This is a genomic window from Planctomycetota bacterium, assembly GCA_016872555.1.
Classification (GTDB): Bacteria; Planctomycetota; Planctomycetia; order Pirellulales; family UBA1268; genus F1-20-MAGs016.
This window is the reverse complement of sequence record VGZO01000009.1, coordinates 37,344-59,021: the sequence shown is the minus strand read 5'-3', so window position 1 is coordinate 59,021 and position 21,678 is coordinate 37,344. Positions and strand designations below refer to the sequence as shown.

The window sequence follows — 21,678 nt, the reverse complement described above, 5'->3', positions numbered from 1 at the left end:
CAATCGACGCGGGCGGCAGACGAGCCGGGCCCGCCGCCCCCTCCCCTGCCCTGCACCGCGCCCCGATGAGCACCACCCTCCCCGTCGTCCTCCTCACCGCCGGCGACCCTGCCGGCATCGGGCCCGAAGTCGCCTTGGCCGCCTGGGCACGGACGACGGCCCACGACACCGCCCGGCTGCGGCTGGTGGCCGATCCCGAGCTCGTCGCGCGGACGCTCGCGCGCGTGCCCGGGATGCCGGCGCTCGAGATCGACGTGATCGCCGCCGACGACTGCCGGGCGTCGGCGGCACGGCGCGTGGCGGTCGTCGCTGCGCCGGCACCGGCGACGCCGGTGCCCGTCGGGATGGCGTCGGCGGCGGGGGGCGCGGCGGCGGTGGCGGCGCTCGAGCTGGCCTGGCGAACCGTCGCGGCGGGATCGGCCCAGGCCCTCGTGACCGGCCCGCTCCACAAGGGGGCGCTCCACGAGGCGGGGCACGACGTCCCGGGGCACACGGAGTGGTTGGCGCGGGCCTGCGGCCTTCCCGACGCGGCCGCGTCGATGATGCTCTGGCTTCCCGACGCCGGCGGCAACCCCGCCGCCGGCCTGGGGGTGGTCCACGCCACGCTCCACGAGTCGCTGCGGACGGCACTCGACCGGCTTTCCGCCGAGGGGATCGCCGCTGCCGGCCGTCGGCTCACCCCGCTCCTCGAAGCGCTCCTCGGCAGGCCGCCGCGGCTGGGCGTCGCGGCGCTCAATCCGCACGCTGGCGAGGGGGGACTGTTCGGCGACGAGGAACCGCGCCTCGTGGTGCCCGCGATCGCCGCGCTGCGGCAGTCCGGGATCGATGCCACCGGGCCCTGGCCGGCCGACACGCTGTTTCAGCGGGCGGCGGCGGGTGCGTTCGACGGCGTCGTGGCGCTGTACCACGACCAGGGGCACATCCCCATCAAGCTGCTCGGCATGCACCGGGCGGTGAACATCACGCTCGGATTGCCGCTGGTCCGCACCAGCGTCGCCCACGGCACCGCCTTCGACATCGTCGGCCGCGGCCGTGCCGATCCGGCGAGCATGCTGGCGGCGATCGACGCCGCGGTGCGCCTGGCGAATGCCGGCTGGAGCGGCGCGGAGCCGTCCGCGCCAGCGCGCTACGGCCGCAACGGCTTGAGGTAGGTGACCGCGATGTCGGTGATGTCGATCAAGCCCTCGGTGCCCGGCCGATGGACGAAGGCCGCGGCGTCGACCGGATCGCCGATCCGCACGTCGTAAAACTCCATCAACCCGACCACTTCGGGCGGTCCGTGGGCCGGGCGCGGTCCGGGCACCGCCAGCCATTCGATCCGAAAGGGAAACAGTTCCTTGCGGCTGATCGAGAACCGCACGCTCCACGGGAGCCCTTCGGGAAGGCGCGCCGGCTCGATCGCGGCGGCAACGCGAATCGCCTCCGCCTCATCGGGGAGGAGCGCCGCGAGCCGCTCCCGGTCCCACTCGCCGGTGATCGACCAGGCCGGCACTCCGTCGATCTCCACCGCGACCGCCGACGTGAACCGAAACCACTCGCGCGTCTGCGCGAGCGGCTCGAGGATCCCGCCGAGGTAGGCCGCGGTGTCGCCGCGCTGGAGGAGGCCGAGGGCAGCGAGCTTCTCGCGGAGCCTGCGGACGTCGATCCGCTCGGTGGTCGGCGCGATGTAGCCCTGCCGCCGCGAGTTCCAATGAAAGAGCCCGTCGCAGACCTCGAGGATGTCGAACTCCTCGCTCTCGGCCGAGAGGCGGGCCTCGAAGCGGAACCGCTGGTCCTCGTCGATCCCCGACTGGACGTAGCGGCCGCCCCCCTTGAAGACCCGGCCGCCGACGCGGACCAGCTGCCGCACCCGCAGCGAAATGCTCGGCGCACGGGCGATGCCCGCCAGCGCCGCCGCCACGATCCGCTCCGCCTGGCCGGCGTCGGCCAGGGTCTCGGCACCGGCGGGGGACGACTGGATCGGGGACGGCACCGGGGCGGCCTCGGCGGGCGGGGCGACCGGGTCGGCCGTGGCCGACGCCGGTCCCCGGCGGTAGACGCTGTCGGCCGCGCGGGACGGCCCCGCCACCAGCGCCGCCACCGCCACCAGGCACGCGACGCCACGCCCCCGTGTGCCGTGGCACGCCGGGCCGGCGGGGCGCGGCGGATCACCGCCTTCGCGGGGGGAAAAGGGCATGCGGGGAAGCCTGGGAGAGTGTCGAGCCGCCGGATCGGGAGGGTTGTGACGGTTTTGCCAAAGAAACCGGCGCCGGCCGGACGAATCCAGAGTCAGGTTCCGGCGGCCACCGCGCCGTCGGATCCGCCGACCGTGCCGTGAGTGTAGGGAGACGGGCGTAGCCCCCCAAGATCGACCCCGACGCGGGTCCCGGACCAACCGGGGACTCCGCGGCACGGCCCCTGCGACCACTGGACCTGGAGGTGCCCCGATGGTGAAACGACGTCTCAACCGGTTCGTCGGCGTGTCGCTGGCGGTGTCGCTCACCGGGTGCACGATCCCGGCCAATTCGCCGCTCACCGGCCTGGCGCAGATCCGGCCGGTGGCGACGCCGCACACCAACGTCCTTCCGCCGGCGGCGATGCTCCACCATCCCGGTCCCGGCGTCGAGGGCCCCGGACCGGGCGTGATTGCCCCGGCCTCCTACGAGATGGCGATGGAGGCCGCCGCGGCCGAGGCGGGCATGGGCGGTGGGGGCGGCGGGCTGCCCGACGCCAACCTGCCGGTGTCGCAGATCGGCTTCATCGGACCCGACGGGATGCAGGTCCGCTGGGACGTCTCGTCCTACGGCGGCTTCGACTCGACGCCGCTGGTCACGCCGGGCCGCTACGACTTCACGCAGGGGGCGATCTACCGCCTCAAGGTCACCGACATCCCCGGTCGTCCGGGGCTCGAGCTCTATCCGACGCTCGAGGTCGCTCCGGTGACGCCACGGACCGACGCGTTCCTTGCCCACAACTCGGTGCCGTTCCAGCTCACCGAAGAGGACCTCGACCAGGTGACGACCGGCAACTTCGTCACGAAGGTCGTCTACCTCCCCGATCCCGACTACCAGGAACTGGCCGTGGCGGGCGTCGAGACCCTCGTCAGCACGCGGCTCGACCCGGGCTGCGACCCGATCGTCGAGGCCGATCGCCGCGGGTCGATCCTGGCGATCATCCGCATCGGCAACAAGGATCTCGAGGCCTCGGGGCCCGGGATCGCCGGGGCCGGTGGCGCCGGCGGTGCGGCCGGTGGCGGCGGCGCCGGAGCCGGAGGCGGCGGGGTCTGTCCGACGGGGGCGATGATGCCGCTCGGCATGCCCTGCGGCGGCTCGCCGGCCGGGATCCCTCCCGCGTTCGTCGCCGGAGCGACCGCGCCGCAGTATGGACTGCCCTACACCGGCACGCCGATCGGTCTCCCCGGCCCGGCCCACATCCCGCTGGGGGTTCCCGCCGGACTGCAGAAGCACACGATCACCAACCACACGAAGATGCACATCCCGCCGCCGACGCGCGAGCTCAAGCTCCATGTCCAGCAGTACCCCGGCCTGAGCTATCCCAAGCCGGCACACCGGGCCTACATCGCCGAGCGGTCGGACGTGCCCAACATCCGGCTCCGCCAGCCGGTCGAGGAGCGGACCCGCTACTCCGACAACGGTGGGCCCGATGCCGACACAGCGGCCGGCGAGTGCCCGCCGGCTCCGGAGCAGTACCTGCCCTGAGCCCCGGCCCACGGCCTCGTCGATTCGTCCCTGCCGCGTCGCGGCACGCCGCTCGCATTCCGTGATCGAACTTCCCCATGCTCACCCCCCGCTCCACCGGCACGATGCTCGGATCACCGGCAACGCGGGAAACGTCGGCGGCAGCGGGCCGCCGACGCGTCTGGACAGGGACCGCGCTGCGTTTCGCACGCAGGCTGCTGGTGATGACGCTGGTGATCGCCGTCGGTCCGTCGGGCTCCGCCCGGCGCGTCTGCGGCGCTGAAACCGGCGGGCTCACCATGACCGCCACACCGGGAGCGATTGGCGCCTCGCGGCGGACGCAGAACGGTCCCTGTCCGGACATCCCCGCGGAGGCCCATCTCCAGACCGTGTCGATCCGCGGTCCGGCCGGCATGCAGGTGGCGATCGAGACCGCCGCCGGGTGGACGGCCCTGGCGGCCGCCCCTGTCAAGGCGACGCTCGTCGTCGGCGCCGCCTACCGGCTGCGGATCACCGGCATTCCCGGGGCCGAGGGGGAGGAGCTTTACCCGTCGGTCCGTGTCCTCGCCCGGCTGGCCACTCCGCCGGGGCTCGATCGCCGCTTCCCGGTCGAGATCGTCCTCGACGAGAGCGACCTTGCCGCCGCCCTCGGCGGAGCCCATGTCCGCCGCGTGGTCTATGTCGCCTTCGACAACGAGTCGCGCGACATCGGCGCCGCCGATTGGTTCGATGTCCGCCCCGGCGACGACGCCCGCGACGTCGCCGCGACGCTCGGCGCTCCCGTCGCCGAGGTCGTGATCGGCAACCGTCTCCCGTCCGGTGGAGCAGCGCCATGAACGACGCCGCCGCGCGCCGGATCCGCTGGGTCGGGATCGCCGTCGCCGTGGGCGTCCTGTCCGGCTGCCGGACCGTCGCCCGGCAGGCGGTGGAGCCGGCGACCGTCGCGCTCGCGGCGCCCGCCCCCGCGGTGGCCGACGTCCGCGCGGTGTCCTACCAGACCGCTGCCGCGCCCCTCCCCCCTGCCCTGCCGGCGGACGACTGCCTCACCTGCCGCGGCGGCGTGGCAGCGCCGGATCACGGCGGCGTCGCCGCGGCGTGTGCCGCCGGATGCGAGGCCCCTCTCTGCTTCCCCGTCGCCCCCCCGCCGTTCATCGTGCCCCCGCCGATCTGCGACGGCGGCGATCATGGTCGGCTCGCGGTGCCGTTCGGCCGCGACGGCCTGGCCAACGTCACCTCGGGCGACACCGTGGCGCGGTTCCGCGCCGCCGACGCGCCCGATCCGGAGCAGGCCTGCCTGACCACGAGCAACTGCGCCTGCGTGTTCGCGCCGCGTTTCGCCAGCGTCCGCGAGGTGATCCGCCCGTTCGAGGACGCCGCTCCGGCCGGACCCAACGGCGTCGTGCTCGACGCCGGCCCGGAGGCCGGCACGCGCGGCGAGCGGGTCTGCCGGATCACGCAGCCGCTCAATCCCGAGGCGGCGCGCCGTGCCCAGCCGCCGGTCGCGGCGGAGGAGATCCTGCCGTCGCTGGCGGTCGACACGGCGCGGATCCCCGGACAGGCCGAAGGGCTCGAGGGGCCGGCGGCGAAGCTGGCGATCGACCGGCCGGAGCGGAAGGACCAGGTCGTCGACCCGCGGACCGTGACCGGCTTCGAGGTCCCCTACTTCTGGACCTGCCTGTCGGCGGCGCAGGTGACGGTCGGCGGGGAGTCGACCGACGTGATCGCCGTCGACCGCGGCACCGCCACGCTCCGCCTCGAACACCCCGGCCGCTGCGAGCTGACGCTCTGCAAGCGCGCCGGGAGCGACGCGGTGAAGCCGGGCGAGGAGCTCGACTTCACGATCTACCTGCTCAACTCGGGCGCGCGGACGCTCGCCGACATCGTCCTCGTCGACGCGGTGCCGGCACGACTCGACGTGATCCCCGGCAGCGCGGTCAGCAACCTCGCCGCCGACGTCGTCACCGGGCCGGCGGAGGATGGCAGCACGCTCCTCACCTGGAAGCTCCGCGGCGAGTTGCCCCCCGGGGCCGGCGGCTTCGTCCGGTTCCGCACGATCGTCCGCTGAATCGATCGGCGGAATCCCGTTTGCCGCGTCGGCCGGGCCGGCGGTAGCATCCCGCGGTCGCGGCGCGCGGTGCCGCAGCACCTGCCCCCCGCCGGCCGAGCGCCGGCGTTCCCGCGAGGATCCCATGCGCATGGTTCGCCGCTTTCCGCCCCTCCTCCTCGCCGGCGCCGTGGCCCTGGCGCTGCCGGCCGTGCTGTCGGCCCAGGACGCCCCCGTCGCCGCGCCCGGCGCCGCGACCGAGGTTCCACCGCTGCCCGAGAAGGCGGAGCCGGCGGAGCTCATCGCGTTCGCCAAGCAGGTGCTCTCGCAGCCGATGCCGCAGGGGCCCCGCGACACGATGATGAAGCTCTTCCAGAAGCGCGCGGCGCTGGCGCTCGAGGCGGCCGAGCGCGCCCTGCCGGCGGTCCAGCCCGCCGACGCGGTGTTCGAGGATGCGGCGCGGATGAAGATGCAGGCGTTGATGATGCTCGCGCAGCTCGGCGACAGGACGGCGCCTCCCCGGCTCGGCAAATTCGCCGCCACGCTCGTCGACTCGCCGTCGAAGACCCTCGCGCGCGAGGCGCGGCGGATGACGATCCTCACCGACATGCAGGGCCTGTTCACCGGCGGCGATGCCACCAAGGCCGGGCCGATCGTCGACCGGATCGTGGCCCTCGTCGAGGAGGACCCCACCGACGGTGACACCGCCAACCTCGCGATGCAGACCGCCACCGTGCTCGAGCGGCTCCCCGGCGGAGACGACGTCTCGCGCTCGATCTACCGGCGTCTCGCGCCGGTCCTCGAGGGCAGCGACGACGAGCGCACCAAGGCACTGGGCGCGATGTTCGCCGGCACCCTCCGGCGCCTCGACCTTCCCGGCAACGAGATGGAGATCAGCGGCACGAACATGGACGGCACGCCGTTCGACCAGAAGCAGCTCGCCGGCAAGGTCGTGCTCGTCGACTTCTGGGCGACCTGGTGCGGGCCGTGCATCGCCGAGATCCCCAACGTTCTCGAGCAGTACGAGAAATACCACGACAAGGGGTTCGAGGTCGTCGGGATCAGTCTCGACGAGGATCGCGGCACGCTCGAGGGATTCATCGCCGATCAGAAGATCCCCTGGATCATCCTCCACGAGCAGAGCGTCGCGGAGCGCGGCGGGCATCCGTTGGCGGCCAAGTACGGCATCACCGGGATCCCGACGGTGATCCTCGTCGGCCGTGACGGCAAGGTGGTGTCGATGGACGTCCGCGGCGAAAAGCTCGGCGCCCAGCTCGACAAGCTGTTCAAGGACGCGAAGTGAACCCGTGAGCGACGGCGCAGAGGCCGGTTCCCCCCTCCCCCCCCGGGGCCCGGTGTCACGCCGGGCGGGCCGCTTCGATTCCTCCGGCATCCGCAAGGTCTTCGACCTCGCGGCGAAGCTCGAGGACCCGATCAACCTGTCGATCGGCCAGCCCGACTTCGCGATGCCCCTGGCGGCCCGCGAGGCCGCCAAGGAGGCGATCGACGCCGGCCGCAACGGCTACACGCCGACGCAGGGGATCGGGCCGCTCCGCGAGCGGCTCGAGCGGATCGTCCGCGACCAGACGGGGCAGCCGGAACGCCGGCTGTGCGTCACCAGCGGGTCGAGCGGCGCCCTCGCCCTGGTGTTGATGACGCTCCTCGACCCCGGCGACGAGGTGATCATCTTCGAGCCGGCGTTCGTGATGTACCGGCCGCTCGTCGAGTTCCTCGGCGGCGTCTGCGTGCCGATCGAGACGGCACCGTCGTTCGCGATCGACGTCGACCGCGTCGCGGCGGCGCTTTCGCCGCGGACGCGGGCGATCCTCCTCAACACCCCGGCCAATCCCACCGGCGTGATCGCCGGCGCCGACACCGTGCGCGATCTCGCCCGGCTGGCGGAGTCGCGCGGGGTGACGCTGGTCAGCGACGAGCTGTACCGCTCCTACTGCTACGACGGCCCGTTCCACTCGCCGGCGGCCTGCGCGGAAGGGGTGGTGGTGATCGACGGCTTCTCCAAGTCGCACGCCATGACCGGCTGGCGGGTGGGCTGGGTGCACGGGCCGCGGGCGATCATCGAGACCTGCACGATGATCCAGCAATACACCTTCGTCTGCGCCCCGCAGGTCGGGCAGTGGGCGGCGCTGGCGGCGCTCGACGCCCCGATGGACGTGCCCCTGGGGGAGTGTCGGCGCAAACGCGACCGCCTGATGGCGGCGCTGGCCGGTCACTACCGCTTCGTCCGGCCGGGCGGGGCGTTCTACCTCTACCCCGAAGCCCCCGGCGGCTCGGGGCGGGCGTTCGCCGAGCGCGCGGTCGAACGCGAGAAGCTGCTGGTGGTGCCCGGCGGGGTGTTCGGCCGGGCCGACACCCATTTCCGCATCGCCTACACCGTCGCCGACGCGACGCTCGACCGCGGGATCGCCGCCCTGCTCCGCCTCGCCGCCGGGTGACCGGCGCCGGTGCCCCGGCTCAGGCCGACTTGTGCCGCGCCTCGCGGAGCGGGACCACCGGCTCGGCGCCGGTCACGTTACGGTCGGTGATCACGTAGGCCGCCCCGGCGTTCTCGGGGAGGTCGAACATCACGTCGAGCATGACGTCCTCGATGATCGACCGCAGGCCGCGGGCCCCGGTCTCCTTCTTCATCGCCTTGCGGGCGATCACGACCAGCGCCTCGTCGGTGAACTCGAGCGTGCAGTTCTCCATCCCGAACAGCTTCTGATACTGCTTGACCAGCGCGTTCTTCGGCTCGCGCAGGACCTTCACCAGCGCCGCCTCGTCGAGCGGCTTGAGCGACGAGATCACCGGCAGCCGGCCGACGAGCTCCGGGATCAGCCCGAACTCGAGAATGTCGTCGGAGTCGACTTGGGGGAGCAGTTCGGCCAGGTCCGCGTCGGCCTTCACGCCCCCCGCCTGGGAAAACCCGATCGACCGCTTGCCGAGGCGCCGGCCGATGATCTTGTCGATGCCGACGAACGTCCCGCCGCAGATGAAGAGGATGTTCGACGTGTCGATCTGGATGTACTGCTGCTCGGGGTGCTTCCGGCCCCCCTGCGGCGGCACGTTGGCGACGGTGCCTTCGAGCATCTTGAGCAGCGCCTGCTGCACCCCCTCGCCGGAGACGTCTCGGGTGATCGACACGTTCTGGCTGGTCTTGCCGATCTTGTCGATCTCGTCGATGTACAAGACGCCGCGCTGGGCCGCCTCGATGTCGAAATCGGCAGCGTTGAGCAGCTTGAGGAGGAGGTTCTCGACGTCCTCGCCGACGTAGCCAGCCTCGGTCAGCGTGGTCGCGTCGCCGATCGCGAACGGCACGTTGAGGATCCGCGCCAGCGTCCTGGCCAGCAGCGTCTTGCCGCTGCCGGTCGGCCCGAGGAGGAGGATGTTGGACTTCTCGACCTCGACGTCCGAAGGCTCGCTGCCGAGCGTCAGCCGCTTGTAGTGGCTATGGACGGCGACCGCGAGGACCCGCTTGGCGTGCTCCTGGCCGATGACGTATTCGTCGAGGTGGGAGACGATCGCCCGCGGTGACGGGATCGAGGTAAACAGCTGCTTGCTCGTCCCGCGGCGCCGCTTCTCCTGGTCGAGGATCGACTGGCACAGTTCGATGCACTCGCCGCAGATGTAGACGTCGCCGGGGCCCTCGACGAGCGGCCCGACGTCGCGGTAGCTCTTGCGACAGAACGAGCAGAAGGCGTTTTTCTTCGTGGTCCCGCCGGCGCCTCGACGACCGATGTTGTTGACGTCTTTGCCGTTGGGCATGGAGGGCGGACCTCGGCGGGGCTGGGGATGGAAGCGAATGACGGTGTGGACCGCGGTCCTGGCTACGTCACCCGTGATCGTCACGGGAAACGTCATCCGGCCCAGGGGCCGGATCGGCCGGGCGCGGCTCGACAAGCGTTCTTATTTTTCGGTATTCGGCGTCGCTCAGAACACCCTTGTCCCGCAGATTCCGGTACTCGGCGAGCGTGCCGTACCAGTCGCCACCGCTCCCACCGGGACGATCGGACGGGCCGTCGAGGTAGCTGCGGCGGACCAGCACGATCGCGACCAGCGCGACGCCGATCGTGGCCGCCAGGAGCAGCGCCGTGACCAGGAACGACCAACTCTGTGCCGGCACGGCGGGCCACCTCCCCGACAGGGCATCGCCCACCGCCGGCACGCCGCCGCGGCAGCGTGGCGGAGTATGGCAGCGGTGCGCCGTCCGGGTCCAGACAGGTCGGACCCCGTTCCCCAGGCCCCGCCACCACCGCGATGCCCGGGCTCGCCGTAGCCGGCCCGGGGGGAGGGGAAAATCGGGCGGGTTTTGTCTGCCGTGCCGCCGCTGCCTGACTTCGCCGGTCGCGACGGTCGATCCTTCCAGGCATGACCACGACATTCTCCACGCTCTCGAGCGTCGCGGCAGCGCTGGCACGGATGGTTCCCCGGGCTTCGGTGGCCGCGCTGGCGCTGTGTGCCGGCGCCGTCGCCGACGAACTTCCCGATCCACCCCGGCTGCCGGAGTTGGTGCGTACCAAACAGACGGTGTTCGCGCTCCCGTTCCGGGTCGCCACGCCGCAGTCGGCCGACCGCGCGGCGCAGCGCGTCACGCTGGCGGTGTCCCGCGATCTCGGGGCCACCTGGCAGGAGGTCGGATCGGCCGAGCCCTCCGCCGGCTCGATCACGTACCGGGCGACCACCGACGGGGAATACTGGTTCCGCTTCCGGGCGATCGACGCGCAGGGCCGGCCGCGCGGCGGGCCGGGGCCGGACATCCGCGTGATGGTCGATGCCGCCGGCCCGCGGCTCACCGCGCGCGTCTGGCGGGGCGCCGATGGCGAGATCATCTGTCGGTTCGCGGCCGCCGACGACTCGCTGCGCCTCGAATCACTGGACATGGCCTACCGGGGCAAAGGGGACGCGGAGTGGAAGACGATCGCCGCCGAGGGGATCCTGGCGCGGGAATCCCCCGCCCATCTCGTCGGTGAGCAGGTGTGGTGGGCCGGCGAGCAGGTCGAGTCGCTGGCGGTGCGGATCGCGGTGACCGACGGCGGCGGCAACCGGACCCAGAAGGAGTTCCACCTCCTCCCCGCCGACCCGGGGGTCGATCAGGCGGCACTTGCCCTGGAACTGGGCGTGCCGACGCTCCCGGCCCGGTCGGTGGCCACCGTCGAGCCCGGCCAGGTCGGGCAACCGGTCGAGCTGGCCGCCCCCGTGGGCGTCTCCGCCGCACCCGCCGGCGGCGCCGCGTGGTCGCCCGAAACGGCGACACGGTTTCCGCTCGACGGCCCCGCGCCGGCCGTCGATCCGGTGCCGTCGCGCGTCCGTCCGGCGAGCAGCCCTGGGCCGCGCCTCGGCGCCGGCGCGGTGGTGGCGGTCGCCCCACCCGCGCTCGCCCCGGCCGCGCGGGTCGTCCAGCCGCCGCGCGAGTACCGTGGCCGGCCGCTGCACATTGTCAACAGCCGCTCGTTCAGCTGGGACTACGAGATCGAGACCGACCGCCCGGGTGGCGGTTCTCTGCAGGTCGAACTGTGGAGCACGCTCGACGGCGGCGTGACCTGGCAGCGTTCGGCGGTCGACGACGACGCCGTCAGCCCGATCGCCGTGACGCTGCCGAGCGCCGGCCTGTACGGATTCCGGATGGAGATCGTGCCGCCGGGCGCTCCGGCCGACCATGGCCCGCGCCCCGGGGCCGCACCCGAGGGCTGGATCGGCGTCGACGACGAAGCCCCGGCGATCGAACTGGCGCGTGTCGAAGAGGTGCGCCCGGGGGGGACGGCGGCGGTGGTCATCCAGTACGCGGCCCGCGACCAGATGCTCGTGCCCGGTGGCGTCCGCCTCCTCTATTCGCCGTCCGTCGACGGGCCGTGGGCGACGATCGCCGAGGGACTCGATGCCCAGGGGATCTACACCTGGCAGCCCGATCGGGTGGTGCCGGCGCGGGTCTACGTCCGCGCCGAGGCGACCGATGCGGCGGGCAACGTCGGGAGGGCGACCACGCCCGAGGTGGTCGCCACGTCGACCGCCCGCGCCGTCGGTCGGCTCGGCGGCATCCGCGTCGCCCCCACGCAGGCGCAGTGACCGCGCGCGGAGGCCGGCGGGGCAGCGCGGGGGTGACGACGGATCGGCTCCGGCCGACCCGGTACAATCTCGCCGCGGTGGCGGCGGCCGGTCGGGCCCCGGCTCCCGCGTGGAGCCCACCCCGTGCCCCTCGCCCTCGACGTCCTCCGCTCGGCCGAGTCCTGGGATCCCGGGACGGCGGAGTTGATCGTCCTGGCCGGGGACGAGCCGTTTCTCGTCGCCGAGATGCTCCGCTGGCTGCGGCGGCGGTTCGCCGGCGGCACGCCTGCCGACGGTGAGCCCCCGGACGACTGTGCCTGGCGCGAGTTCGACGGCACCGCGCTCGCCGATCCCCGTGACGTCTTCGACGAGGCGGCGACGCTGCCCCTGTTCGGCGGCGCGGGGGTGACCCGTGCCGCCGTGGTCCGCACCGCCGACGCGTTCGTCTCGCAGTGCCGCGATCGGCTGGAGGAACTGGCCGGCCGCGACCGTGGCGGCCGTGGCGTGGTGATCCTCGAGGTCCGCTCGTTGCCGGCCAACACCCGTCTCGCCAAGGCGACCTCGGCCCGAGAGACGCTGGTCGACGCTTCCGTCCCCGCCCGCTACGACCTCGCCCGCTGGCTCGGGGCGTGGGCCCGGGAGCGGCACGGCCGGGCGCTGGCCAGCGGCACCGCCGACCGGCTCCTCGAACGCCTCGCCGGCGACCTCGGACGGATCGACCAGGCGCTGGCCCGGCTCGCGGCCACCGGCGGCAGCGGCCCGATCCCGCCCGACGCCGTCGACGATGCCGCCGGCACGCCGCGCGACCGCACGGCCTGGAGCATGATCGAGGCGGCGGCGGCCGGCGACGCTCCGGCGGCGCTGGCACGCCTCGCCGAGCTGCTCGACGCCGGCGAGAGCCCGATCGCCCTGGCGGCGCAGGCGTCGACGGTGCTCCGCCGGCTGTCGAGCGCCGCCCGCCTGCTCGGGCTGCCGCCGGGGGCCGGGCGCCCTGCGGGCATCGACGAGGCGCTGCGCCAGGCCGGCGTGGCGGCGTGGCCGAAGGCACTGGCCCAGGCGCGGGGGGCGCTGGAGCACCTCGGGGCGCGCCGGGCGCGGGCCCTGCCGGGGTGGCTGCACCACCTCGACCGCGGGCTCAAGGGAACGTCGGCGCGCGGCCCACGGGCGGCGCTGGCGCTGGAGGAGCTGTTCTGCCGCCTGGCGGGACCGGCGCCGGGGGCGGCGGCCCGTCCGGCACGTGGCGCGTCGGGCGCGGTGGGCCGCAACGGTGGACGAACGGGTGGTCGGTGACGGCGACGGGCCGGGGAGGAACGACGTGGAGTCGGCGGGCAACGACGAGCGGCACGATGTCTGGAACAACCCGCTGGCGGCGCGCTACGCCTCGGCGCAGATGGCGCGGCTGTGGAGCGACGAGCACCGCTACACGGCGTGGCGCAGGGCGTGGCTGGCCCTCGCCGAGGCCGAGGCCGAGCTCGGCCTGCCGATCTCGGCCGGCCAGCTGGCGGCGATGCGCGCCGCGCTCGAGCCGGTCGACTTCGCCAAGGCGGCGGAATACGAGCGGCGGATGCGACACGACGTGTTCGCCCATCTCCACGCCTTCGCCGATGCCGCCCCGGAGGCCCGGCCGATCATCCACCTCGGGGCGACGAGCGCCTACGTCACCGACAACGTCGACCTGATCCTGATGCGCGAATCGCTCGACCTCGTGGCGGCGCGGCTCGCCGGCGTGATCGAGCGGCTGGCGCGGCGCGCGCTGGAGACGAAGGACCTCGTGTGCCTCGGCCGCACCCACCTCCAGCCCGCCCAGCCGACGACGATCGGCAAGCGGATCTGCCTGTGGATCCACGATCTCGTCCTCGACCTCGAGGAGATCACCCACCGCCGCAAGCTGCTCCGCGCCCGCGGCGTGAAGGGCACGACCGGCACGCAGGCGAGCTTCCTCGAGCTGTTCGGCGGCGATCACGCCCGCGTCCGCCGTCTCGACGAATTGGTGGCCCACAAGCTCGGGTTCCACTCTTCCTACGAGGTCACCGGGCAGACCTACACGCGGAAGGTCGACTCGCAGGTCGTGGCCGCGCTGGCCGGGGTCTCGGAATCGACCCACAAGGCGGGCAACGACCTCCGGCTGGCGGCCGCCTGGGGGGAGCTCGAGGAACCGTTCGAGAAGGACCAGGTCGGCTCGTCGGCGATGCCGTACAAGCGCAATCCGATGCGTGCCGAGCGGATGTGCGGGCTGGCCCGGTTCGTGATGGGGTTGGCGACCACCGCCAGCCAGACCGCCGCCGTACAGTGGCTCGAACGGACGCTCGACGACTCCGCGCCGCGCCGCCTCGTGCTGCCCCAGGCGTTCCTCGCGACCGATGCCCAACTGGTGATCTACGCCAACATCGCCGGCGGGCTGGTCGTGCTGCCGGGGGGCATTCGCCGCAACCTCGAGGCCCATCTCCCGTTCCTCGCCAGCGAGAAGATCCTCATGGCGGCGACGACCGCGGGCGGCGACCGACAGACGCTCCACGAGGCGCTCCGCACCCACAGCCATGCCGCCACGGCGCGGATCCGCGAGGGGCACGCCAACGACCTCCCCGAGCGGCTTGCCGCCGATCCGCTGTTCGCCGGTGTCGACATCCGCGCGGCGATGGACCCCGACGGGCTCGCCGGCCGCGCCGCCCGGCAGGTCGAGGAGTTCGTCGCCGGCGCCGTGCAGGTCGCCCTCGCCGGCTGCCCGGCCAGCGCCCCCGAGTCGCGCATGCGCGTGTGACGCCCACGTGGACTGTTCCGGCCGGCCGTCCCGCGGCCGGGGAGGGCCATGGAGGGCTTTGTCCACGGCCCAGGACCCGGCCGCAGGATGCGGCCGCTCAAGTGGACAAAGGCCATGGAGGGCTTTGTCCACGGCCCAGGACCCGGCCGCAGGATGCGGCCGCTCAAGTGGACAAAGGCCATGGAGGGCTTTGTCCACGTGAAGTCAGAGGAACGGCTGCCACTCCGTGCCGTGCTTCGGGGCGACGAGCCGCTCGGGGGGGCGGTCGTGCTTCTCGATCACGACCATGAACGGATAGAAGTGGATCGAGTGGATCGCCGCCTGGAAGCCCGAGACGGCGCACTGCGGCGGCCGCGTGGTGGTGTAGTCGGCACGGTTGAGCTCGTCGACGAGTCCGGCGGCGTAGGCGGCGAAGCGGTTGGTGGTCCCGTGGACGTCCTCGCAGATGAAGACCCCGCCGGGGCGGAGCAAGGGAAGCAGTTCCTCGAGCGTCGCCTGCTGCTGCTCGGGGGTGTGGCCGCCGTCGTCGACGACCACGTCGAGCCCGCCCAGACCCGCGGCGGCACGGCGCCAGAACTCCCGGTCGGCCTGGTCGCCGATCAGCACGCTCGTGCGCTCGTCTTCGTAGGCTTTGCAGGCCGGTTCGACGTCGACGCCCGTGATCCGGCAGTCGGCGCCGAGGTACGCACGCCACATCTCCAGGCTGCCGCCGCTGTAGATCCCGATCTCGAGGAGGTGGACCGGGCGGCCGACGAACCGGGAGAGGTGGCGGTGGTAGGCGTCGAAATAGTGCTCCCATTTCCACACGCCGCGACCGCTCGTGCGGGCCTGGAAGAAGTCGGCCAGCACGTTTTCGGCCGGGGGCTTCGGCGCGGCCAGGGGGCTGGGGGCACGGTCGGTGTAGCGCCGGGCGAACCGGCCGGCCGCGCAGGCGAACGGCAGGGACCACACCGTTCGGGTCGCCGCCTCGACCGGGCTCGTCGCGAGGGCCCGCGCCAGATGGAGCACCGCGCGGACGTACTTGTTCACGTGTCGTCGCCCGTCAGACGCGGTCCAGATGACGGCTGCGGCTACGGCTGCTGCGGCAGTCGGCGCACAGGCCGCTGACGATCAGGCGGTGGCCGCGCGGGACGAACTTGTGCTGGGCCGCGACGGCGCCGCAGATCGCCTCCACCTCGGCACTGGAGAACTCGATCAGCTTCTGGCAGGACGTGCAGTGGAGGTGGTCGTGCTGCGGGTAGCCGTAGTCGTGCTCGTAGACGCTCCGTCCGGCAAGGACCATCTTCTTGAGGAGCCCGGCTTCGACCATCTCGGTGAGCGTCCGGTAGACGGTCGGCCGGCTCGCCCCGGCGCCGGCGGGGGTCCGCCGCAGGTCGGCGAGCAACTGCTCGGCATCGAAGTGCTCGTGCCGGCTGGCGACGTGGTCGACGATCACCTGCCGCTGGCGGGTGATCCGCTTGCCGCGGGCCTGGAGAAACTCTGCGAACCGCTCGCGCGGCGTCAGGGAGACGGCGACCGACCCGAGCGAGAAGTCGACGCTGGCCATGGCATCTTCCGGTGAACCGTGGCCCGGTCGGGCCGCGGTCACCGGATTGTAGCGTCAGCCCGACACGGGACGATCAGTCCCGCATCGCCACGCCACGCGCTCCGGGAAAGTGGTCGGCGGGGTGGAGCGGCTCGGCAGTCGCTCAGCCGAGCCGATCGAGCAGCCGGTCGAGGGCGGCGTCGAGCTTTTCCGGCGTCTCGTAGACGCCCGCGGCGATCTCGGCGCGAATCGCCGCGACCCGGTCGAAGCGGATGTCGGAGGCGGACTCGGCGGCGCGGACGCCGTCGACCGAGAGCGTCACCGAATCGTGCACCGCCCCGACACCGCGGCCCGCGGCGGCCTGTGCCGCTTCGGCACCGGCGACACCCTTGACGGCTGCGGCACCCTGCGTGAACGAGATTCCGAAGATGTTCATGTCAGCACTCCTTGCGGACACCCGTGAATCCATTCCCACCGTTCCCCGCCCCCGTACGGAGCCCCGGGCCGGTGTGTTCGTGCGATTCGCGGTCGTCCGTCCCTCCCATTGTCGCCGCACGTCGCCGGACTGGCGACACCGATCGTGGGTCACCACGCCCGGTTCATCCCCGGGCTGCGGCGGCCCGGGGAAAGTGTGTCATCGGCGATCGATCCGGCCCGCCACCAGTTTTTTTCCGACCGCCTCCCAGTTTGCCCAATCCACCCGGTCACCGGGCGGTCACATCGCGAATTCGGGGCGCCGCCGTTCGAGTTGGTTTTGGAGCCGTTCGACGATCGCGCTGTGCATCTGACTGACGCGGCTCTCGGAGAGATCGAGGGTCGCCCCGATCTCCTTCATCGTCAGTTCCTCGTAGTAGTAGAGGATGATGATCAGCCGTTCGTTGCGGTTGAGGCCTTTGGTGACCAGCCGCATCAGGTCGGCCTTCTGGATCCGGCGCGTCGGGTCCTCGCCCTTCTTGTCCTCGAGGATGTCGATCTCACGGACGTCCTTGGAGCTGTCGGTTTCGCACCATTTCTTGTTGAGGCTGACGAGACTGGCGGCGTTGGCCTCGACGAGGAGCTTCTCGAAGTCCTCCCGCGACAGCTGCATCTGCTCGGCGACCTCGGCGTCGGACGGCGTCCGTCCGAGCTTGGTCTCGAGCGTCTTGATCGCCTCGTTGAGCTTGCTGGCCTTGGAGCGGACGAGGCGCGGCACCCAGTCCATCGTCCGCAGCTCGTCGAGCATGGCGCCACGGATCCGCGGCACGCAGTAGGTCTCGAACTTCACGCCCCGGCCCATGTCGAAGGCGTCGATGGCGTCCATCAGGCCGAACGTCCCGGCCGACACGAGGTCGTCGAGCTCGACCCCCTCGGGCAGCCGCGACCAGATCCGCTCGCCGTTGTAACGGACCAGCGGCAGGTAGACCTCGATCAGCCGGTTGCGGAGGTCCTCGTTGGACTGGTCCGCCTTGAACTGCCGCCACAGCTCCTGCACCTCCTCGGGCGTGAGCTGGGGGCCAGTCTGCGTGACCATGTCGCTGCGTCGTGAATACGTCGCCATCCTTGGCTTCCCTCGCGTTCCGGTTGCCTCGCTCACCGCCTCCGGTCCAACCGTCTTGTATCGGCGGCCGGGAGACCCGTCTTGAAACTTTTTTCCCCTGCCGTCAGCCGTTCGTCCGGCCGCGGGATTCCCCCGGCCGGCAGCGTCGCCTCAGGCTGCCCGCACCACCTCAGCGGAGCCGATCGTCGCGAACACCTCGAGGTGGTCCTCGCCGGCGAGCTCCTCGGCGGCGAACACCCGCACCGGCGGTTCGAGGCCGGCGAGGGCATCGCGGACACGAAGCCGCAGCGGCGCCGCGACCACGATCACCGGCGCCGTCCCCCGGGCCGCCCGGGCGCGCACGGCGCGGCGGATCCGCGCCACCACCTGTGGTGCGGCACGCGGGCCCTCGGCGAGCTGGCGGGCAGCGTCGTCGTCGACGCGCACGACCGGCAGGCCGCCGGCGCTGTCGCGGCAGCGCCGGCAGAGCGTGCGCACCAGCAGGGCCCGGACGAGCTCGGCCAGCGCGACCGGATCGGTCGTGGTGGTGGCGTGGTCGGCGAGGTTCTCGAGAACCTCTTCCAGCGGGCGCAGCGGCACGCCGTCGCGGAGCAGCGCCTGGAACGTGCGGTGGATCCGCGCCACGGGGAGGACGTCGGGCAGGAGCGATCCGACCAGCGACGGCGCCGTGGCGCGGAGCGATTCGAGCAGCCGGGTGACGCCGTCACGCGACAGCAGCCGGTCGGCGTGGCGGCGGATACCGGCGTCGAGGAGGGCGACGAGGACGTCGAGGGGCTCGAGGATCGTCGCCCCTCGCTGGCGGGCGATGTCGGCCTGCGCCGGCGGCAGCCACGTGCCGGTTCGCCCGCTGGCCGGGTCGCTCCCCTCGGGCCCGTCGCCGGGCGGCTCCGCGCCGGGAGGCGGCACGCACAACGCCCGGGCGGCGGGAAACTCGCCGCTGGCGACGTCGTCGCCGGCGATCGTGATCCGGTAGCCACGTGGCGGAAGCGCGGCGTCGTCGCGGAACGCGACCGCCGGGGTCACCAGGCCGATCTCGGCGGCGACCTGCGCGCGGAGCGATGCGGTCCGGGCGACGAGCGCCGCGTCGCCGTGGACGAGCCCGAGCAGCCCGCGGCCGAGGGCCACGGCGATCCGGTCGTCGGCGAGCACCGCCTCCGCCGGCGTGCGCCGTGCCGGGAGCGGATCCGCGGGGGGCGGAGCCTCGGCCGAGGCGTGCCGACCGGTCCGCCACGCGGCGAGGCCGGCGACGGTCGCCATTGCCGCAAGTGGAAAGAATGGCAGTCCGGACAGCGACAGCAGCCCGAGGAACACCGCCGTCACGGTGAGCACCTGGGGGCGCGTGGCGAACTGCCTGCCCAACTCGCGCGGCAGGTCGGTGGACTGGCTCGAGCGCGAGATCAACAGCCCCGTCGCCACCGAGACCAGCAGCGAGGGCACAGCGCTGGCCAGGCCGTCGCCGATCGTGAGCCGGGAATAGACCTCGATCGCCCGCGCCGGCGCCATCCCGCGCTGGAGGACGCCGATCGCCAGGCCGCCCAAGAGGTTGACGGCGGTGATCACCAGCCCCGCGACCGCCTCGCCGCGGACGAACCGGCTGGCGCCGTCCATGCTGGCGAAGAAGTCGGCCTGGCGCTGGAGATCGCTCCGCGCGCGGCGGGCGTCGTCGCGGCTGATCGCGCCGGCCTGGAGGTCGGCGTCGATCGCCTGCTGCCGGCCGGGGAGGCCGTCGAGGGCGAACCGGGCGGCGACCTCGCTGGTCCGCGTCGAACCGGCGGTGATCACCACCAGCTGGATGATGGCGATGATCGCGAAGATCACCGCGCCGACGACGAGGTTGTTGGCGGCGACGAATTCCCCGAACGCCCGTACCACCTCCCCGCCGGCCGCGAGGCCGTCTTCGGCGGCCCGGGCGAGGATCAGCCGGGTGGTGGCGACGTTGAGCACCAGGCGGACGAGCGTCGAGCCGAGGAGAAACGTGGGAAACAGGCTCATCTCCAGCGGCGTCCGCGCCGCCAGGGCACCGAGCACGGCGAGCACCGAGACGGTCAGGTTGGCCGCCAGAAGCAGGTCGACCAACGCCGCGGGAACCGGCGCCAGCACCACCGCCACCGCCAGCAGGAGCGTCACCGGGACCACCGCGTCGGCGAGCCAGCCGGCGACCCGACGGGTGGCACGCGGAGCGAGCCAGGTGGAGGTGGTGGAGGCCATCATCGGGTTCCGGGAGCGGCGCTGGGGCGAGGACACTACCGGTCGACCGGCGGAGCGTAAAGCCCGCTCGCCACGGCGTTTCGTGCGTGATCGGACGGGGCTGTCGGCCTTGACATGGATGCCGTGCGCCGGGGGGACGGCGGCGGTGCGGTCCCCGAGCGACCGTTCACCGATACAATCCCCGGCCACGTTTCGCCGCCTCGCCCTTTCGCGACATTCCGCCGATGCGCTTCGACCGTGCCGGGATCGCCTTCGACTACCCCGACAACTGGGAGGTGGACGTCAGCGAGGGTGCGGCGCTGGTGTCGGTGACGGCCCCCGAGGGGGGCTTCTGGACCGTCAGCGCCCACGCCGCCGGCGGTGAACCGTTGCAGCTGGCGGAGGTGGTGGCGCGGCAGATGAAGCGCGAATACACCCACATCGACGTCGAGCGTGCCGTCGAGACGGTCGCCGGGCGCCGCCTCGAGGGGTTCGATTTCAACTTCTCGTACCTCGACCTCACCAACACGGCCGAGGTCCGCGTCGTCGGCACCGCGACCGTGGTGTATCTCGTCTTCTGCCAGGCCGAGGACCGCGATTGGGAACACCTCGCCCCGGTGTTCGCGGCGATGAAGACGAGCCTCGTCAACGCCCTCCCTTCCCCCGACCCGGGCTGATCGCGTCCCGGCGGACGCGGCGGACGTCCCGCGGCGATGCTGCTACACTCCCGGGCTTCCTTCAAATCGGGAACCGTCACCGTGTCCGCCTGGATCCCCGGCCTCGGCCCGCTCTCCTGCCCGGCCCCCCTGCCCTGCCTCGCCGCCGTCGCTCCGGCGGCGGGCACGATCCACTACGGCCACTGGATCGCCTTCGCGGTGATGGTCGCGGTCCTGCTCACGCTCGACCTCACCGTCTTCCACAAGAAGTCGCACGAACCGTCGCTCCGCGAAAGCGCGTTCTGGACCTGTTTCTGGGCGGGGCTCGCACTGTCGTTCAACGTCTTGGTGTGGTGGTGGCTCGGCGGGCAGCCGGCGATCGAGTTTCTCACCGGCTATCTCGTCGAGTGGTCGTTGTCGATGGACAACGTGTTCGTGTTCGCGGTGGTGTTCGGCTACTTCGGCGTGCCGCTGAAGTACCAGTACCGGGTGCTGTTCTGGGGGATCCTCGGGGCGGTGCTGATGCGCCTGTCGTTCGTGCTCCTCGGGGCCGAATTGGTCGAGCGCTACAAGTGGGTGCTGTGGCTGTTCGGGGCGTTCCTCGTCTACACCGGCATCAAGCTCGCCTGGAGCAAGGACGAGCACGAGCCCGGCGACAACCGGGTCGTCCGCACGGTGCGGCGTTTCATCCCCGTCTCGACCCAGCCGGCCGGCGACAGATTCTTCGTCCGTGAAGGGGGGAAGCTGCTGGCGACGCCGCTGTTCCTCGTGCTCCTGGTGGTCGAGAGCACCGACGTGCTGTTCGCCGTCGACAGCGTGCCGGCGATCCTCGGCGTGGTCACGCCGGGCACGCCCCACATGCGGTTCATCGCCTTCACCTCCAACGTGTTCGCGATCCTCGGCCTGCGGGCGCTGTATTTCCTCCTCGCCGGCGTGATGGACCTGTTCCGGTTCCTCAACTATGGCCTCGCCGCCGTCCTGATCTTCGTCGGCGGGAAGATGATCGCCGAGGCCTCGCGCCACAACGAATGGCTCGCCGGCCAGGGGGGCTGGGACCCGCATGCCGCGGGCCACCTGATCCACCCTGCCCTGTCCCTTGCGGTGATCGTCGGGTTGATCGGCACGAGTGTCGTGGCGTCGCTGGCCTATCCGGAGCGCGGCGACCGGGAGGTGGCCGGCGAGGGCGACGACGGCGGGAACGTCGCCTGAGCTGTGGCGATGCCCGCTCGGCGTGCCGCGACCCGATCGCCGCCGG

The 21,678-nt window shown here is 72.6% G+C and carries 18 protein-coding genes and 1 pseudogene; 10 read left to right on the top strand and 9 right to left on the bottom strand.

What is annotated here, in order from left to right; all coding sequences use genetic code 11:
• The first annotated feature begins 65 nt into the window (after positions 1-65).
• A complete protein-coding gene (pdxA, locus tag FJ309_04840) occupies positions 66-1,151 on the top strand; it encodes a 4-hydroxythreonine-4-phosphate dehydrogenase PdxA (protein MBM3953929.1) in 1,086 nt (361 codons plus the stop codon).
• On the opposite strand, the gene FJ309_04835 is transcribed toward pdxA, so the two are convergent.
• Together FJ309_04835 and FJ309_04830 are read right to left on the bottom strand one after the other, a co-directional pair.
• Entirely contained in the window at positions 1,127-2,176 is a 1,050-nt protein-coding gene (locus FJ309_04835) for a hypothetical protein (protein MBM3953928.1), read from the bottom strand. The genes pdxA and FJ309_04835 overlap by 25 nt on opposite strands.
• 1,008 nt (positions 2,177-3,184) lie before the next feature.
• Positions 3,185-3,259: pseudogene (locus tag FJ309_04830) on the bottom strand (OmpA family protein).
• Between the two features lie 516 nt (positions 3,260-3,775).
• Between FJ309_04830 and FJ309_04825 the strand changes: the two are divergent.
• The 4 genes from FJ309_04825 (at position 3,776) to FJ309_04810 (ending at position 8,174) form a co-directional block, all read left to right on the top strand.
• Positions 3,776-4,513 carry a hypothetical protein gene (locus FJ309_04825; protein MBM3953927.1) on the top strand — a complete coding sequence of 246 codons (738 nt, stop codon included), beginning with the start codon at positions 3,776-3,778 and terminating at the stop codon, positions 4,511-4,513.
• Positions 4,510-5,742 (top strand): DUF11 domain-containing protein, encoded by a 1,233-nt coding sequence (locus FJ309_04820; GenBank protein MBM3953926.1) that lies wholly within the window; start codon positions 4,510-4,512, stop codon positions 5,740-5,742. Before FJ309_04825 ends, FJ309_04820 begins: the two co-directional genes overlap by 4 nt.
• Positions 5,743-6,439: 697 nt before the next feature.
• On the top strand, positions 6,440-7,024 hold the full coding sequence (locus FJ309_04815; GenBank protein ID MBM3953925.1) for a TlpA family protein disulfide reductase: 585 nt from the start codon (positions 6,440-6,442) through the stop codon (positions 7,022-7,024).
• Positions 7,025-7,076: 52 nt separating this feature from the next.
• Positions 7,077-8,174, top strand: a complete 1,098-nt coding sequence (locus FJ309_04810) for an aminotransferase class I/II-fold pyridoxal phosphate-dependent enzyme (GenBank protein ID MBM3953924.1) — start codon at positions 7,077-7,079, stop codon at positions 8,172-8,174.
• Between the two features lie 19 nt (positions 8,175-8,193).
• Here the strand turns inward: FJ309_04810 and clpX are convergent, their stop codons facing one another.
• Both clpX and FJ309_04800 read right to left on the bottom strand, forming a co-directional pair.
• A complete protein-coding gene (clpX, locus tag FJ309_04805) occupies positions 8,194-9,483 on the bottom strand; it encodes an ATP-dependent Clp protease ATP-binding subunit ClpX (protein ID MBM3953923.1) in 1,290 nt (429 codons plus the stop codon).
• Positions 9,484-9,550: 67 nt separating this feature from the next.
• Entirely contained in the window at positions 9,551-9,841 is a 291-nt protein-coding gene (locus FJ309_04800; GenBank protein MBM3953922.1) for a hypothetical protein, read from the bottom strand.
• A gap of 245 nt (positions 9,842-10,086) precedes the next feature.
• Between FJ309_04800 and FJ309_04795 the strand changes: the two genes are divergently transcribed.
• The 3 genes from FJ309_04795 to FJ309_04785 all read left to right on the top strand — a co-directional run bounded on the left by FJ309_04795 (position 10,087) and on the right by FJ309_04785 (position 14,518).
• The gene (locus FJ309_04795; GenBank protein MBM3953921.1) at positions 10,087-11,781 is read left to right on the top strand and encodes a hypothetical protein; all 1,695 of its coding nucleotides are present in this window, start codon (positions 10,087-10,089) and stop codon (positions 11,779-11,781) included.
• A gap of 123 nt (positions 11,782-11,904) precedes the next feature.
• Positions 11,905-13,050 (top strand): hypothetical protein, encoded by a 1,146-nt coding sequence (locus FJ309_04790; GenBank protein ID MBM3953920.1) that lies wholly within the window; start codon positions 11,905-11,907, stop codon positions 13,048-13,050.
• A gap of 25 nt (positions 13,051-13,075) precedes the next feature.
• Positions 13,076-14,518 carry an adenylosuccinate lyase gene (locus tag FJ309_04785; protein MBM3953919.1) on the top strand — a complete coding sequence of 481 codons (1,443 nt, stop codon included), beginning with the start codon at positions 13,076-13,078 and terminating at the stop codon, positions 14,516-14,518.
• 204 nt (positions 14,519-14,722) lie between these two features.
• Here the strand turns inward: FJ309_04785 and FJ309_04780 are convergent, their stop codons facing one another.
• From FJ309_04780 to FJ309_04760, 5 genes are all read right to left on the bottom strand, one after another.
• Positions 14,723-15,547, bottom strand: a complete 825-nt coding sequence (locus tag FJ309_04780; protein MBM3953918.1) for a class I SAM-dependent methyltransferase — start codon at positions 15,545-15,547, stop codon at positions 14,723-14,725.
• A gap of 13 nt (positions 15,548-15,560) precedes the next feature.
• A complete protein-coding gene (locus FJ309_04775; GenBank protein MBM3953917.1) occupies positions 15,561-16,064 on the bottom strand; it encodes a transcriptional repressor in 504 nt (167 codons plus the stop codon).
• 142 nt (positions 16,065-16,206) lie between these two features.
• Positions 16,207-16,479 (bottom strand): flagellar biosynthesis anti-sigma factor FlgM, encoded by a 273-nt coding sequence (locus tag FJ309_04770; GenBank protein ID MBM3953916.1) that lies wholly within the window; start codon positions 16,477-16,479, stop codon positions 16,207-16,209.
• Positions 16,480-16,758: 279 nt separating this feature from the next.
• Positions 16,759-17,553 (bottom strand): FliA/WhiG family RNA polymerase sigma factor, encoded by a 795-nt coding sequence (locus FJ309_04765; protein MBM3953915.1) that lies wholly within the window; start codon positions 17,551-17,553, stop codon positions 16,759-16,761.
• A gap of 177 nt (positions 17,554-17,730) precedes the next feature.
• Positions 17,731-19,791: an FHIPEP family type III secretion protein gene (locus tag FJ309_04760; GenBank protein MBM3953914.1), complete on the bottom strand. Its 2,061-nt coding sequence runs from the start codon at positions 19,789-19,791 to the stop codon at positions 17,731-17,733.
• A gap of 221 nt (positions 19,792-20,012) precedes the next feature.
• Between FJ309_04760 and FJ309_04755 the strand changes: the two genes are divergently transcribed.
• On the top strand, positions 20,013-20,444 hold the full coding sequence (locus tag FJ309_04755; protein ID MBM3953913.1) for a hypothetical protein: 432 nt from the start codon (positions 20,013-20,015) through the stop codon (positions 20,442-20,444).
• A 36-nt stretch (positions 20,445-20,480) separates the two neighbouring features.
• The gene (locus FJ309_04750) at positions 20,481-21,632 is read left to right on the top strand and encodes a TerC family protein (protein ID MBM3953912.1); all 1,152 of its coding nucleotides are present in this window, start codon (positions 20,481-20,483) and stop codon (positions 21,630-21,632) included.
• Positions 21,633-21,678: the final 46 nt, after the last annotated feature.